Here is a 14,587-nt window from a genome sequence, read left to right as displayed (position 1 = left end):
TCCGTGGGCTGGTTCAAGTCCGTCGGCCGTGCCGACGGCGCCGAGTCGGGTCCGTGCGTCGCGTCCGTACGGCGGTCCGCCGACGGCGGGACGGCGGGCGGGGCGGTCGTCCTCGCCGTCGACACCCTGCTGACCTGCGCGCACGTCGTGAACGTGGCGTTGGGCAGGGGCATGTTCGAGTCCCGGGTGCCCCGGCTCGACGATGTGCTGGTCGACCTCCGGGGGCCGTGGCGCGACGAACGGTTCCCCGCGCGCGTGGTGCACTGGATCCCGCCCCGCGCGCCGGACGGCGGGCCGGTGCGCGCCGGCGACGACGAGTGGCTCGGCGACCTGGCGGTGCTGCGCGTGGACGCCCCGCCCGGCGGGGTGCCCGCCCCGCACCGCCGTACCGCCATGGCGGCGGGGCAGACGGTACGCGCCTGGCACGGCAGCGGGCGCGGCGCGACCTTCGCCGATCTGCGGGTCGCCGCGCTGGACGGGCCGGTCGGCTACCTCGACGGCAAGAGCACCGGCATGGCGGTCGGCCCCGGCTACAGCGGCGGACCGCTGTGGTCGGAGGAGGAGGGCGCCGTCGTGGGGCTGGTCGCGGCGCACTTCATGCCGGAGTGCGGCCCCGGCGGGGAGCCCGTCCCGCACAGCCCGCAGCAGCTGATCCGGCGGAGCTGGGGCATCCCCTGGCAGCGGGTGGAGGCCGAGCTGCGGCCGCTGGGCGTGCTGGACGCGGACGACGCCGCCGGGCCGGAGGAGTCCGAGTCCGACGACCCCGCCCACGGCATGCTCGTGGCGGCGATCCGCAACGCGCTGCCGTCGCCGTACACCCTCGGTGACACCGCCCGGCAGCTCGCCCACGCCTGCGGCGTCGCGCCGGGCAGCCCGGTGACGCCTCCGACGGTGGAGGAGTTCGCCGCCTTCCTCCTCCTCCAGCCCCGCGCCCTGGCGGCCTTCGCGGAGATCCTGCGGCCCCGCGACCCCCGGGCCGCCGACCGCGCCCTGGTCGCCGGACGGCTGTCCGCCACCCCGCTGCTGCTGTCGCCGCGCGAGCACCGGCGGCTGCACCAACTGCTGCGCCGGGTCGAACGGCCGGTGCTCACCCGGGTCCCGGAAGCGGTCCGCGAGGCCACCAAGCGGGTCGCCGCACCGTACGACGGGGAGACCCTGGACGTGCTGCTCGACCGGCTGGAGACCCTGCCCGGCGACGGCCACTCCGACGACGGCGGTCCCCGGGTGCCCGTGCTGCTCCGGGTCGTCGAGTACGTCGCCGCGCTGTGCCCCGCGCCCCGGCAGGCGGACCTGCGGCTGTGGTCGGACGGTGTGGCCGGGCGGCTCGGCATCCCGCTGGCGGCCCTGCGCGAGCGCCGCTCCGACGCCCAGGAGTGGGCCCGGACGCTGCGGGCCGGGGACCGGCGGGTGCGGGTGCTCGCCCGGGTGACGCGCGCCGGGCGGGGCCGCCACCGGCTGCGGGTGTGGTGCGACGAGGGCACCGGGCCCCGGCAGGTCTCCACCGACAGCTCCGCCACCTACTCGGCGTCCCAGGCGGCGCGCGAACTGCTGCGCGTCCTGGAGACCCTCGCGCCCGGGGCGACGGAGGCCGGCCGGCCGCTCGTGGAGGTGCTGGTCGACCGGGCGGACCTCAACCTGCCGGTCGACGAGTGGGCCGCGCAGGCGCCCGGCGAGGTCGTACCCGGCGTCCTCGGCGTCGAGTTCCCCCTGGTCGTGCACTGCCCGGAGCTCCTCCACCGGCACGAGCGCTTCCTCCCCGACTGGCGTGAACGGTGGAGGCAGCTCGACTCGGGCGAGACGCTGGTCGTGTCCGACCCCGCCCAGGACCCGCACCAGGTCTACTACGAGCTGATGGGCCGGCTGGACACGGTCCGCGTCTCCGTCGACGTCCCCCCGGGCCCGCGCGACGCCATCGTTCAGATCTGCCTCGCGGTGGGCATACCGGTCGTGGTGTGGGACCGCGGGGGCGACAAGCCGCCGTCTCCGGTGTCATCCTCGGCGGCCTCCCCCGCGTCTTCCCCCACGACGTCCTCGTCGTCGCACGTCGTCCGGCACATGGCGCAGGTCGCCACCCGTGAACTGCCCGACGGAGTCCGCGTCTACCGGGCCAACGCCCGCGGGACACGCGCTCCGGAGTTCCCCGGCCGCCCGGTCCTCGCCTGGGCGGACGCCGACCGCACGGTGCCCCGGCTGCACCTGACCGAGCCCCAGGAGGGCGCATGACCTCCGTACCCGAGGCCGACTGGCGCCTCTTCCGCGGCGACGGCGTCCCGCGCGCCGTCGACCTGCCCTCGGCACCGCCGTGGCGCCGGTTCAGCCCCGCCCCGGCCGTCCGGCCCGAACTGCCCTACCTGATCGAGCCGCAGCACGCCGACGTCGTCAACGCGGCCCTCCATCTGCGCCGCCCCCTGCTGGTCACCGGTCCGGCCGGCACCGGCAAGTCCTCCCTCGCCCGCGCCGTCGCCCACGAACTGCGCCTCGGCGCGCTGCTGCGCTGGTCCATCAACAGCCGCTCCACGGTCAAGGAGGCGCTCTACCAGTACGACGCGATCGGACGGCTGCGCGAGACGACGCTCAGCCGCGACCGGGGCGAGGGCGAGCCGTCCATCGGCACGTTCATCCGGCTCGGCCCGCTCGGCACCGCCCTGGTGCCGTCCGCCACGCCCCGCGCCCTGCTCGTCGACGAGATGGACAAGGGCGACGTCGACCTGCCCAACGACCTGCTGACCGTCTTCGAGGAGGGCTACTTCGACATCCCCGAACTGACCCGGCTGCCCGAGGAGATGGCCGACGTCGACGTGCGGACCGCCGACCACCGCGGCACCGTGACGGTGCACCAGGGGCGCGTGCAGTGCGCCGAGTTCCCGGTCGTCGTCATCACCAGCAACGGCGAGCGCGACTTCCCGCCCGCCTTCCTCCGGCGCTGCGTCCGCCTCGACCTGCCGGTGCCGGACGAGACACGGCTGCGGGCCATCGTCACCGCCCACCTCGGCGAGGAGGCGCTGCGCGACGCCGACGACCTGATCGACGCGTTCCTGCGCCGCCGCGCCCCCGGCGAACTCGCCACCGACCAGCTCCTCAACGCCGTCTTCCTGCGCACCGGCGGCGTCGACCTGGACGCCGAGGGCCTGCTGGACGCCGTACTGCACCAGCTCACCGGGGCCATGTGACGCCATGAACGGGGGGACGGGGCACGGGGGGACAGGGCACGGGGGGCCGGCACGCGGACGGCCGGCGGGCGGCGGGGCGCGGCTCGCGGAGGCGCTGCGGGTGCTGCGGGCCTGCGGACACGACCTGGACGCCGACCAGGTGCTCGACGTGCTGTGGCTGGCCGGGCGGCTGCCCTCGGGAGCCGCCGCCCCGCTCCACCGCACCGGGCCCGTCGACCACCCGCCGGCCCCGCCGCGGCCCGAGCCCGAGCCCGACGGCACCGGCCCGGCACCCCCCGCGCCCCGGCCCGACGATCCCGACCTGCCCGACCTCACCGGCCGCTCCCTGTACGCGGCGGCCCGGCAGGCACCGGCGCCCCCGATGCCCGACATCCGGCTGCGGCACGCCCCCGACCCGGGCCGCGCGATGCCGGTACGGGTCCCCGAGGACAAGGCCCTCACGGGCGAACTCGCCGTGGGCCGGGCGCTGCGGCCGCTGCGCCGCCGCCGGGCCAGTCCGCACCGCCGGGAGATCGACGAGGAACGCACCGCCGCGGAACTCGCCGAGACCCGGCTGCCCGACGTGGTGCAACGGCCCGTGCAGGAACGCTGGCTGCACCTGGTGCTGCTCGTCGACGACGGCCTGTCGATGCTGCTGTGGCACCGCCTCGGCGCCGAACTGCGCACCCTGCTGGAGCGGCTGGGCGCCTTCGCGACCAGCCGGGTCCTCGGCCTGGACACCCGGGACGCGCCCGAACCGCGGCTGCACGCCCGCCCCTTCCGTCCGGACAGCACACCCGTACCGCTGAGCGCGGTCAGCGACCCGTCCGGGAACACGCTCGTCCTGGTCGTCAGCGACGGCATGGGAGCGGCCTGGCGCGGCGGCACCCTGCACCGGCTGCTGTCCCAGTGGGCCTCCCGCGGTCCGACCGCCGTCCTGCACACCCTGCCGCCCGACCTGTGGGAGGGCTCCGGCATCCACGCCGAACACTGGCAGGTCACGACCCGGCGCATCGGCGGCGCCAACACCTCCTGGGAGATCACCGACCCGGTCCTCCCGCCGGACCTCGCCGCCTTCGACGGCGTACCGGTACCGGTGCTGGAACCGACGGCCGCCTCCCTGCGCCCCTGGGCCCACCTCCTGGCCTCCCCCGGCGCCACGGTCTCCCTGCCCCTGGCGGCCCCGCCCGGCCGCCACGGGCCCGGCGGCCCGGCCGGGGACCCGGGCGACCCCCAGCACTTCCGGGACGCGGCCACCCCGGAGGCGTACCGTCTCGCCGCCCACCTGGCCGCCGTGTCCCCGCTCACCGTGCCGGTCATGCGGCTGGTGCAGACGGCGGTCCCGTGGCGGGCGCGCACCTCCCATCTCGCGGAGGTCTTCCTCGGCGGCCTGATGCGCCCGCACCCGGCGCCGGTGCCCGGCCCGCTCCCCGCCAAGCACCAGGTCTTCGACTTCTCCGACGCGTCGCGCCTGGTCCTGCTCGACGCGGTCCCGCAGGCCGAACTGCTGCGCACCAGCCGGCGCATCGGCCGGCGCCTGGAGCAACTCGCCGGCCACTCGCCCGACTTCCCGGCCTGGCTCGCCCACCCGGACGGCCCGGCCCAGCTGTTCGGCACGCGCCGGCCGTTCACCAGCGTCGAGCGCCGGCTCCTCACCCGCTTCGGGGTCTCCTTCGACCAGGAGACGCAGGGCCTGGGTGCCGGCCACGGCCACGGACCCGCCCCCTCGGACGGCTGGGGCCCGCTCACCGACACCGACCCCCGGCGGCTGGGCCCCTACCGGCTGCGCCGCCGCCGGCGCCTGCGCCGTCTGACGGAGTACGACGGCGTCGACGACCGGGGCTCCACCGCCCTGGTGCGGACCCCGCGCGCCGACCTCCCCGCCGGCCACCCCCGGATGATCGAGGTCGAGGCGGAGGCGCTGCGCCGGCTGGGCGGGCAGTACGCCCCCGCCCTGCTCGCCACCGGGATCGAGGACGACCCGCCGTGGCTGGCGGCGGCGCCGGTCGACGACGGCTCCCGGCAGGTCGCCGCCCCCCGCCTCGCGGAGATCTTCAACGCCGCCCACGCGGAGGGCACCGCCCCCTTCGACAAGATCACCGCGCTGGTCGTCGGCTGGCACCTCGCCGGCGCCCTCGCCCTGTGCCACCTGCACGGGCTCGTGCCCGCCGACCTCAACGCCGAGAACATCTTCGTGCTGCGCCGCTCGGTGGTCCTCGGCGACCTGTCCGACTGCGCCGTGGACGGCGTGTACGCCGGGACGGGCCCGCTGCCGACGCCCGAGGACAACGTGCGCGCGCTGGGCGAGCTGCTCCAGCTCGTCAGCAGCAAGGCGGGCTGGGAACTGCCGGGCCGCCCCGAGGGCATGCACCTGTGGCAGGGCGACACCTGGCGGCGGCTGCGGCGCCTCGTCCTGCGCTGCCTCGACCCGGACCCGGCCGCCCGTCCCGGCGCGGGCGACGTGGCCGACGTCCTGGCCCGCTACATCGCCCAGTCCCGCGTCGAACGCACCGTCCCGCCCGCGTCCTCGGTCACCGCCCGCCCCGCGGAACGCGTCCCGCTCGCCCTTCCGGCGTCCCCCGCGCCGCCCGACGACCGCGTCCTGCCGCTGCCCCGGTTCGGCGGCGCCCGCCGCGAGGCGGAGGCCCGCCTGGCCCGGCTGCGGGCGCCCCTCGGCCACGGCAGGCGGGTCACCCTGGTCGGCGCCTACCACTACAGCGGCCGGGCCACGACGACGATGGTCCTCGGCACGCTCCTCGCCTCCCTGCGCGGCGAACCCGTCCTCGCCCTCGACGGAGCGGCCCACGAAGGCGGCCTCAACCGCTTCCTCACCCGCCGCAACCCGGCCACCGTCCGTGATCTCGCCGGCCTCCCGGCCGACCCCTCCTACGCGGAGGTCCGTGCCCTCACCACCCGTCTGCCCTCCGGTCTGGAGGTCGCCGCCCACCCGCCCGGCCACTCCAACCCGAACCTGGTCCACACCCAGGCCTACGAGCACGTACTGGCCCGCGCCGAGCCCTACTACTCGTTCGTCCTCACCGACTGGGCGCCGCAGCGGCTCGACGCGTCCGCCGACACCGTCCTGGACCTGACCGACCGGCTGATCCTGTGCTGCGGCACCGCCGACTGGTTCCTCGTGGCCGCCCGGCGCGTGCTCCAGCGGCTGCGGGAGGAGCGGCGCTGGCGCCTCGCCGACGAGGCGATCGTCGTCGTCAGCGAGGTCGAGGGCCCCTCGGCCCGCCGCGACCCGCTCGCCCTCGCCGGCCACCTCGGCGTCAGCGTCAACCAGGTGGTCCCCGTCCCCTTCGACAAGGCGCTCACCGCCCCGCGCTTCAAGGACGTGAGCCGGCTGCGGGGGGCGACGGTGAAGGCGTTCGTCGACCTGGCGGAGAAGGTGGTGCAGGGGCCGTAGGGCCGGGGCGGGCGGGGCGCCGTCGGGGGCCCGGAGCACGGGGGCGCCGGGCGGGACGCCATAGCGGCCCGGGGCCGGACGCGCCGGTCCCCGGGTGGCTCGATGCCACCCGGGGACCAGGTCGGTTCGGTGCGCGCGAGCCGGTCCGGTTCGCGCGGGCGGATCAGATGAGGCCGAGCGAGCGGACCGCCTCGCGCTCCTCCGCCAGCTCCTGCACGGAGGCGTCGATCCGGGCGCGGGAGAACTCGTTGACGTCCAGGCCCTGGACGATCTCGTACGTGCCGTTCTCGGTGGTGACCGGGAAGGAGGAGATCAGGCCCTCCGGGACGCCGTAGGAGCCGTCGGACGGGATGCCCATGGAGGTCCAGTCGCCCTCGGCGGTGCCGTTGACCCAGGTGTGCACGTGGTCGATGGCGGCGTTGGCGGCCGAGGCGGCGGAGGACGCGCCACGGGCCTCGATGATCGCGGCACCGCGCTTGGCGACGGTCGGGATGAAGTCCTCGGCCAGCCACTTCTCGTCGTTGACGACCTCGGCGGCGTTCTTGCCGGCGACGGTGGCGTGGAAGATGTCGGGGTACTGGGTGGCGGAGTGGTTGCCCCAGATGGTCAGGCGCTTGATGTCGGCGACCGTCGAGCCCGTCTTCTTCGCGAGCTGGGTCAGCGCGCGGTTGTGGTCGAGGCGGGTCATCGCGGTGAAGCGCTCGGCCGGTACGTCCGGCGCGGCGGCCTGGGCGATCAGGGCGTTGGTGTTGGCCGGGTTGCCGACGACGAGGACCTTGATGTCGTCCGCGGCGTGGTCGTTGATGGCCTTGCCCTGCGGCTTGAAGATGCCGCCGTTGGCCTCCAGGAGGTCACCGCGCTCCATGCCCTTGGTGCGGGGGCGGGCGCCCACGAGGAGGGCGACGTTGGCGCCGTCGAAGGCGACGTTCGGGTCGTCGCTGATGTCGATGCCCTGGAGCAGCGGGAACGCGCAGTCGTCCAGCTCCATGGCCGTGCCCTCGGCGGCCTTCAGCGCCGGGGTGATCTCCAGCAGGCGGAGCTTGACCGGCACGTCCGCGCCGAGCAGCTGGCCGGAGGCGATGCGGAAGAGCAGGGCGTAACCGATCTGGCCGGCCGCGCCGGTGACGGTGACGTTCACGGGAGTGCGGGTCATGGCGTTCTCCGTATGACAGCTGGCGGTGGGGCGTCCCTGCCCCGGACGTTTGATCGATCTCTTGGCGTCAAGAGATCCATCCAGCGGTCAGGCTATCGCGCATCCGGGATTCCGGACGTCCGGGGTGGAGTGTGGTCCGTCCCACAACCGCTCCCGCACACCCCCCGCCACCGGCCCGGACGCCACGCGCGGCCTGCCCGGCGGCGCGGAACGGAGGGGACGGAGCGGGGCGCGGGCAGGGCTCGGGCAGGGGACGCGGAGCGGCGGCCGCCGGTCCGGGAGAGGAGGACGGGCGACCGCCGGGTGGGGGTGCCGGATGTGCCGGACTCCCGTGGGGGTACGTTCCGCGTGCCCGAGGCGGGCTCCGGTAATCCTCCGAGCGCCGGTTTTCTCCCCCGCCGGCCCCTCCCCACCCGATCGGCCCAACGACCGGCCCGGTCGACGGTCGCCCGGCGTCCCCGTCGGACGACGCGTCGCCCGGCGTCCCCGTCGGACGACGCGTCGCCCGGCGTCCCCGTCGGCCGGGAATCGTCCAGCGTCCCCGTTGCCCGGGAGCCGTCCAGCGTCTCCGTCGGACGACGCGTCGCCCGGCGTCCCCGTCGACCGGGAGCCGTCCAGCGTCCCCGTCGACCGGGAGTCGTCCAGCGTCCCCGTCGGCCGGGAGCCGTCCCGCGTCCCCGTCGACCGGGAGCCGTCCCGCGTCCCCGTCGACCGGGAGTCGTCCGGGCACCCGCCCGCCGCCCCCGGTTACGCCGTGCACCCCTCCAGCCCCGACGCCAGCACCGCGCAGACCCGTGCCTGTCCCGGCTCCGGCACCGCCACCATCGGCGTGTACGCGATGGTGTCACCGGCGGTGGTGATGCCGCCGGTCTGCCGGACCGACCCGGCCGTCAACCGCACCTGGTCCCCGAGCCCGGCCCGGACGATCCGTCCCCAGGCGGACCCGCACGTCCGGCTGTAGCGGACCTCGACGAGGGTCGTGCCGACGGTCACGCTCGTCGCCGTGGTCGCGAGGGCGCCGCTGCACCCCATCAACTCCGCGTCCTTGCCGGTGCAGCCGGCACCGCCGCACAGGACGCCGGGCGGCAGGGAGGAGCTGGGGGACGCGGACGGGGCGGGCGGGGCGGTCGGCCCGGCGGCGGTCCGCTCCTCGCGGGGAGTACCCCCGTCGGTGAGGAAGAAGGCGCCCACCACGACGATCACCACCCCGGCGACACCGGCGAGGAACAGCGCCGGCCGCCGCGCGTGACGGCCCGGCGGCGGACCCGCGTCCTCCGCGGAGGCCCCGTCTCCGCGCTCCGGCGCCGGCAGCGGTTTCCGCGCCGCCCCCGCCGGTCCGACGGCCCCGGGCGCCGGCGCCGTCACCGTCCGGGCACGGGAGAGGCGTACGGCCTGTGCCCCCAGGTCCTGGCGGAGTTCAGCGCGGCTCCAGGCGCGTTCGGCCAGTTCCCACAGGGTGACCAGCGGGGCGGGGTCGGTGCCGGTGATCTCGGCGAGGGCGACGACCGCGCCCTTGGGGGCGAGCAGCCGGCCACTGAGGTACCGCTCCCAGGAGTCCCTGCCGTAGTGCGTGCGGTCGGCGATCCGCGCGAGGGTCAGGCCGTCACGGTCCACGATCTGCCGCAGGTGCCCGACGAACTCCCCGACCTGCGGGTCGAGTGCGTCGGGCAGGTCCTTCCAGCGAGGCATCGATCCCCCCTTCCTGCGCCGTGTCCCCTGTCCGGTCACGGTAGCGCCCGGCCGGACGCCCCGGCTGCCCCGGACACTCCGGCCGCCCGGACCCTCCGCGTGCCCGGACACTCCGCGTGCCCGGACGAGACGTACGACTAGGACGACGACGTACGACGACGTCGGGCGGGTGGCCGGTTCCCGGGGCGGCCTGAACTGTGGCGGGGCGCGGACACGGTGGCGGAACGGTCACCGCTGTGCCACAGCGGGCCGCCGGCCGTTGAACCGGCCGTGGGCGGTACGGGAGCGTGGAACGCGACGGCGGCCCGTCCTGACTCGGGGGAGGGGACGGGCCGCCGTTACCGGCGTGCGGTCAGCTGTCGACCGTGAAGTGCAGGGTGTCCTTGAGGAACGGGATCTGCAGCCACGGGTTCGGCTGGGCCATCATCGCCAGCAGGACGATCGCCGCGCCCAGCACGCCGTAGGTCGCTATGTCGGTGAACCGGGAGCGGACGGCGAGCATGCCGACGCCGGGCAGCAGCCAGCGCAGCGCCGCACCGGCGAGCAGGGCGACGCCGATCAGGATCGTGCCGATCCGGAACAGGTCGAGCGCGGTCAGCAGCAGGCCGAGCGCGACCAGGCCCAGGACGGTGAGGATCGGCCACTGCCGGGCGGGCGCCGGGGCGTCGCCCGGCGCGGCCCGGCCGCCGCCCTCGGGACGCGCGGTGTCCCGGGTGAACAGCGGGGAGCGGCGCATGGCACGGCGCGGCACACCGTCGACGTCGGGCGCGCTGACGGGGTCGCGGACCTCGATGTCCCCGGCGTTCCCGGTGTCCTCGACGGCCTTCGCGTCCTGGCCGCTCTGCCCGGTGTCGACGCGCTGGGCGTCGTCGTCGACGCCGTCGGTGGTGGGGGTGGTGGCGGTAGCGTTCCCGGTGTCCTGCACGTCCTCGGGTGCGCCGGAGATGTCCCGGGGCTCAGCCGACACTGCGCTCCGCCGCCTCGACCACGTTGACGAGCAGCTGCGCGCGGGTCATCGGGCCGACGCCGCCCGGGTTCGGGGAGATCCAGCCGGCGACCTCGCGGACGCCCGGGTGGACGTCGCCCACGATCTTGCCCTCGGCGTTGCGGGAGACGCCGACGTCGAGGACGGCCGCGCCCGGCTTGATGTCCTCGGCCCGGACCAGGTGGGCCGAACCGGCGGCGGCGATGACGATGTCGGCGCGCCTCAGGTGGGCGGGGAGGTCGCGGGTGCCGGTGTGGCACTGGGTCACCGTGGCGTTCTCGCTGCGCCGGGTCAGCAGCAGCGGCATCGAACGCCCGATGGTCACCCCACGGCCGACGACGACGACCTCGGCGCCCTTGATCTCGACGCCGTGGCGGCGCAGCAGCGTCAGCACGCCGTTGGGCGTGCAGGGCAGCGGTGCGGGCTCGTTGAGCACGAGCCGGCCGAGGTTCATGGGGTGGAGGCCGTCGGCGTCCTTGGCCGGGTCCATCAGCTCCAGCACGCGGTTCTCGTCGATGCCCTTCGGCAGCGGCAGCTGGACGATGTAACCGGTGCAGGCGGGGTCCTCGTTGAGTTCCCGTACGACCGCCTCGATCTCCTCCTGCGTGGCCGTGGCGGGCAGTTCGCGCTGGATGGAGGCGATGCCCACCTGGGCGCAGTCGCGATGCTTGCCGGCGACGTACTTCTGGCTGCCGGGGTCGTCCCCGACGAGGATCGTGCCGAGGCCGGGCGTCACGCCCTTCTCCCTCAGCGCCGCCACACGGGCGGTCAGATCCGACTTGATCTCGGCTGCGGTGGCCTTGCCATCGAGAATCTGGGCGGTCATGACCCCATCCTCCCGGATGACGGCCCCCCGGTTCCAATCCGGGGCACCCCGGCCCGAAGGGGGCCCGAAGGATGTCCGGCGGGGCCCGGAGGGGGCCGCCCCACACCCGGTCCGATGATCGTTCCGATGGAGGGCTGCCAGGTTGCACTTGCACAAAGCCTGGACAATGCGACTGGACAGGAGCTCGTCTCTCTTAGAACGATGAGTCCCGCAGTATGCGGTCAGTGTTGGGGGGAGTACCGCTCGTTCATCGATTTTCCTCCGCGCGCCCCGCCTCGTCCCCCAGTCGTGCAACGGAGGAAAACCGTCATGAGCTTCGGCCCGCCCGACCCCTACGGCCAGCCGCAGGACCCCAAGCAGGGGCAGCCCGGCTACGGCCAGCCCGGCTACGGACAGCAGGCGCCGCAGGGCGTCCCCCAGCAGGGTTACGGCCAGCCCCAGCCCGGCTACCCCCAGCAGCAGCCCGGGTACCCGCAGCAGCAGCCCGGTTATCCCCAGCAGCCGGGATACCCGCAGCAGCCCGGATACCCCCAGGACCTCGGCTACCCGCAGCAGGCCGGCTACGGCGTGCAGCCGCCGTACGCGAACTGGGGCCAGCGTTTCCTGGGCACCCTGGTCGACGCGCTGATCTTCGCGATCCCCTACGCCCTCATCATCTTCGGCCAGGACACCCCGGCGCTGGCGGTGATAGGCCTCGTCGTCTTCATCGCCATCGCCGTCTGGCAGCTGATCCAGGAGGGCCGCACCGGTCAGACGGTCGGCAAGAAGGCGCTGGGCATCCGTCTGGTGCGGGAGATCGACGGACAGCCGCTCGGCGTCGGCATGGCGTTCGTCCGCCGGCTGGCCCACTTCCTGGACAGCCTGCCCTGCTACCTGGGCTGGCTGTGGCCGGCGTGGGACGCCAAGCGGCAGACGTTCGCCGACAAGGTGTGCAGCTCGATCGTGATCCGCTCCCACTGAGCGGTACGGAACGGGCAACGGCCCGCCGGTCGTCGACCGGCGGGCCGTTGCCCGTTCACCCCACCGCGGTCCGGGTCACCGCGGTCCGGTTCACCGCGGTTCCGTTCCCGCGGTGACGGTTCACCGCGGCTCAGTGGAAGAAGTGCCGCGTCCCGGTGAAGTACATCGTGACGCCCGCCTTCCGCGCGGCCTCGACGACCAGCTCGTCGCGGACCGAACCGCCCGGCTGGACCACGGCCTTGACGCCGGCCTCGGTGAGGATCTCCAGCCCGTCCGGGAAGGGGAAGAACGCGTCCGAGGCGGCGTACGAGCCCTGCGCGCGCTCGGCACCGGCCCGCTCGACGGCCAGCTTCGCGGAGTCGACCCGGTTGACCTGACCCATGCCGACGCCGACCGAGGCGCCGTCCTTGGCGAGCAGGATCGCGTTGGACTTCACGGCCCGGCAGGCCTTCCAGGCGAAGGCCAGCTCCCGCAGCTCCTCGGCGGAGAGCGCCTCGCCCGTGGCCAGGGTCCAGTTCGCCGGGTCGTCGCCGTCGGCCTGGAGCCGGTCCGTCACCTGGAGCAGCGCACCGCCGTCGACGGCCTTGACCTCGACCGGGTTCGCGGGAGCGCCCGGAGCCTTCAGCACCCGGATGTTCTTCTTCTTGGCGAGGGCCTCCAGCGCGCCGTCCTCGTAGTCGGGCGCCACGATGACCTCGGTGAAGATCTCCGCGACCTGCTCGGCCATCGCCTTGCTGACCGGCCGGTTCACGGCGATCACGCCGCCGAACGCGGACAGCGGGTCGCAGGCGTGCGCCTTGCGGTGCGCCTCGGCGACGTCCGCGCCGATCGCGATGCCGCAGGGGTTGGCGTGCTTGATGATCGCGACGGCCGGCTCGTCGTGGTCGTACGCGGCACGGCGCGCGGCGTCCGTGTCCGTGTAGTTGTTGTACGACATCTCCTTGCCGTGCAGCTGCTCGGCCTCGGCGAGACCGCCGCCCGTGCCGTCGACGTAGAGGGCGGCGGGCTGGTGCGGGTTCTCGCCGTAGCGGAGGGTGTTCTTGCGCTCCCAGGTGGCGCCGAGGAAGTCGGGGAACCGGGACTCGTCGACGGGCGCGTAGGAGGAGGCGAACCAGGAGGCGACCGCCACGTCGTAGGCGGCCGTGTGCTGGAAGGCCTCGGCGGCGAGCCGCTTGCGGGTGGTGAGGTCGAAGCCGCCGGCCTTCACCGCGGCGAGGACGTCGTCGTAGCGCTCGGGGCTGGTCACGACGGCGACGGAGGGGTGGTTCTTGGCGGCGGCGCGCACCATGGACGGCCCGCCGATGTCGATCTGCTCGACGCACTCGTCGGGCGAGGCCCCGGAGGCGACGGTCTCGCGGAACGGGTACAGGTTGACGACGACGAGGTCGAACGGCTCCACGCCCAGCTCGGCGAGCTGCCGGCGGTGGTCCTCGAGCCGCAGGTCGGCGAGGATGCCGGCGTGGACCTTGGGGTGCAGGGTCTTGACGCGGCCGTCCAGGCACTCGGGGAAGCCGGTGAGCTCCTCGACCTTGGTGACGGGGACGCCGGCCGCGGCGATCCGGGCGGCGGTGGAGCCGGTGGAGACGAGCTCGACGCCGGCCTCGTGCAGTCCGCGCGCGAGCTCCTCCAGCCCGGTCTTGTCGTAGACGCTGACGAGCGCGCGACGGATGGCCCGCTGGGTGTTCTCGGCCGTGACAGTGCTGTCGGCGGTCACTGGATAACTACCTTTCGTCCCTCAATGCGATAGCCGTTGCGGGCGAGCCGCCCCACGACCTCGACGAGCAGCCTTCGCTCGACTTCCTTGATGCGCTCGTGCAGCGCGCTCTCGTCGTCCTCGTCCCGGATCTCGACCACGCCCTGGGCGATGATCGGGCCGGTGTCGACGCCGTCGTCGACGAAGTGGACGGTGCAGCCGGTGACCCGGGCGCCGTACGCGAGGGCGTCACGGACGCCGTGGGCACCGGGAAAACTGGGGAGGAGAGCGGGGTGGGTGTTGACGAACCGCCCGCCGAACCGCGCCAGGAACTCCTTGCCCACGATCTTCATGAACCCGGCGGACACGACGAGGTCCGGCTCGTGGGCGGCGACCGCCTCGGCGAGCGCCGCGTCCCACTCCGCGCGGGTGCCGTAGTCCTTGACCTTCCGCACGAAGGTCGGGATCCCGGCCCGCTCGGCCCGCGCGAGCCCCTCGATGCCCTCGCGGTCGGCGCCCACGGCGACGATCTCGGCGCCGTACGCCTCGGCACCGGTGGCGGCGATCTCGTCGAGCAGCGCCTGGAGGTTCGTACCGGATCCGGAGACGAGCACGACAAGGCGCTTGGCCGGCTCGGCCACGGGCTTGGCGGCCACGGCGGGGCCCTTTCTCGGGGGTGCGTTTGTGCGGTCGTACAAGTGCTTCGCGCCCCGGGATACG

The 14,587-nt window shown here is 74.9% G+C and carries 10 protein-coding genes; 4 read left to right on the top strand and 6 right to left on the bottom strand.

The features are described 5' to 3' along the window. The first annotated feature begins 3 nt into the window (after positions 1-3). The 3 genes from ACFYWQ_RS06780 to ACFYWQ_RS06770 are packed head-to-tail and all read left to right on the top strand — an operon-like array spanning position 4 to position 6,561. Positions 4-2,223: a trypsin-like peptidase domain-containing protein gene (locus ACFYWQ_RS06780; RefSeq protein ID WP_389513471.1), complete on the top strand. Its 2,220-nt coding sequence runs from the start codon at positions 4-6 to the stop codon at positions 2,221-2,223. Further along, positions 2,220-3,170, top strand: a complete 951-nt coding sequence (locus ACFYWQ_RS06775) for an AAA family ATPase (RefSeq protein ID WP_389513468.1) — start codon at positions 2,220-2,222, stop codon at positions 3,168-3,170. Before ACFYWQ_RS06780 ends, ACFYWQ_RS06775 begins: the two co-directional genes overlap by 4 nt. Positions 3,171-3,174: 4 nt before the next feature. Beyond that, positions 3,175-6,561, top strand: a complete 3,387-nt coding sequence (locus ACFYWQ_RS06770; protein ID WP_389513465.1) for an SAV_2336 N-terminal domain-related protein — start codon at positions 3,175-3,177, stop codon at positions 6,559-6,561. Positions 6,562-6,724: 163 nt separating this feature from the next. Here ACFYWQ_RS06770 and ACFYWQ_RS06765 read toward each other — a convergent pair whose 3' ends face one another. The 4 genes from ACFYWQ_RS06765 to ACFYWQ_RS06750 all read right to left on the bottom strand — a co-directional run bounded on the left by ACFYWQ_RS06765 (position 6,725) and on the right by ACFYWQ_RS06750 (position 11,214). Continuing rightward, positions 6,725-7,714, bottom strand: a complete 990-nt coding sequence (locus ACFYWQ_RS06765; protein ID WP_389513463.1) for a malate dehydrogenase — start codon at positions 7,712-7,714, stop codon at positions 6,725-6,727. A gap of 747 nt (positions 7,715-8,461) precedes the next feature. Beyond that, entirely contained in the window at positions 8,462-9,403 is a 942-nt protein-coding gene (locus ACFYWQ_RS06760; protein ID WP_389513461.1) for a helix-turn-helix domain-containing protein, read from the bottom strand. A gap of 352 nt (positions 9,404-9,755) precedes the next feature. Continuing rightward, complete coding sequence (locus ACFYWQ_RS06755; RefSeq protein ID WP_389513459.1) at positions 9,756-10,370, bottom strand: DUF3017 domain-containing protein; 615 nt, start codon at positions 10,368-10,370, stop codon at positions 9,756-9,758. Beyond that, complete coding sequence (locus tag ACFYWQ_RS06750) at positions 10,360-11,214, bottom strand: bifunctional methylenetetrahydrofolate dehydrogenase/methenyltetrahydrofolate cyclohydrolase (RefSeq protein ID WP_389513457.1); 855 nt, start codon at positions 11,212-11,214, stop codon at positions 10,360-10,362. The genes ACFYWQ_RS06755 and ACFYWQ_RS06750 overlap by 11 nt, the downstream gene beginning before the upstream one ends. A gap of 309 nt (positions 11,215-11,523) precedes the next feature. Here ACFYWQ_RS06750 and ACFYWQ_RS06745 point away from each other — a divergent pair, with 309 nt between their 5' ends. Further along, complete coding sequence (locus tag ACFYWQ_RS06745) at positions 11,524-12,174, top strand: RDD family protein (RefSeq protein WP_389513456.1); 651 nt, start codon at positions 11,524-11,526, stop codon at positions 12,172-12,174. Between the two features lie 130 nt (positions 12,175-12,304). On the opposite strand, the gene purH is transcribed toward ACFYWQ_RS06745, so the two are convergent. Beyond that, on the bottom strand, positions 12,305-13,888 hold the full coding sequence (purH, locus tag ACFYWQ_RS06740; protein ID WP_389513454.1) for a bifunctional phosphoribosylaminoimidazolecarboxamide formyltransferase/IMP cyclohydrolase: 1,584 nt from the start codon (positions 13,886-13,888) through the stop codon (positions 12,305-12,307). Further along, positions 13,885-14,523 (bottom strand): phosphoribosylglycinamide formyltransferase, encoded by a 639-nt coding sequence (gene purN, locus ACFYWQ_RS06735; protein WP_389513453.1) that lies wholly within the window; start codon positions 14,521-14,523, stop codon positions 13,885-13,887. The genes purH and purN overlap by 4 nt, the downstream gene beginning before the upstream one ends. Between the last annotated feature and the right edge of the window lie 64 nt (positions 14,524-14,587).

This window comes from Streptomyces sp. NPDC003247, assembly GCF_042888135.1.
Classification (GTDB): Bacteria; Actinomycetota; Actinomycetes; order Streptomycetales; family Streptomycetaceae; genus Streptomyces.
This window is presented reverse-complemented; position numbering and strand designations above follow the sequence as displayed.

Coding starts and splice junctions, on each gene's coding strand:
- ACFYWQ_RS06770 (WP_389513465.1), top strand. CDS start 3,175: ATGAACGGGGGGACGGGGCACGGGGGGACAGGGCACGGGGGGCCGGCA.
- ACFYWQ_RS06760 (WP_389513461.1), bottom strand. CDS start 9,403: ATGCCTCGCTGGAAGGACCTGCCCGACGCACTCGACCCGCAGGTCGGG.
- ACFYWQ_RS06745 (WP_389513456.1), top strand. CDS start 11,524: ATGAGCTTCGGCCCGCCCGACCCCTACGGCCAGCCGCAGGACCCCAAG.
- ACFYWQ_RS06750 (WP_389513457.1), bottom strand. CDS start 11,214: ATGACCGCCCAGATTCTCGATGGCAAGGCCACCGCAGCCGAGATCAAG.
- ACFYWQ_RS06765 (WP_389513463.1), bottom strand. CDS start 7,714: ATGACCCGCACTCCCGTGAACGTCACCGTCACCGGCGCGGCCGGCCAG.
- ACFYWQ_RS06775 (WP_389513468.1), top strand. CDS start 2,220: ATGACCTCCGTACCCGAGGCCGACTGGCGCCTCTTCCGCGGCGACGGC.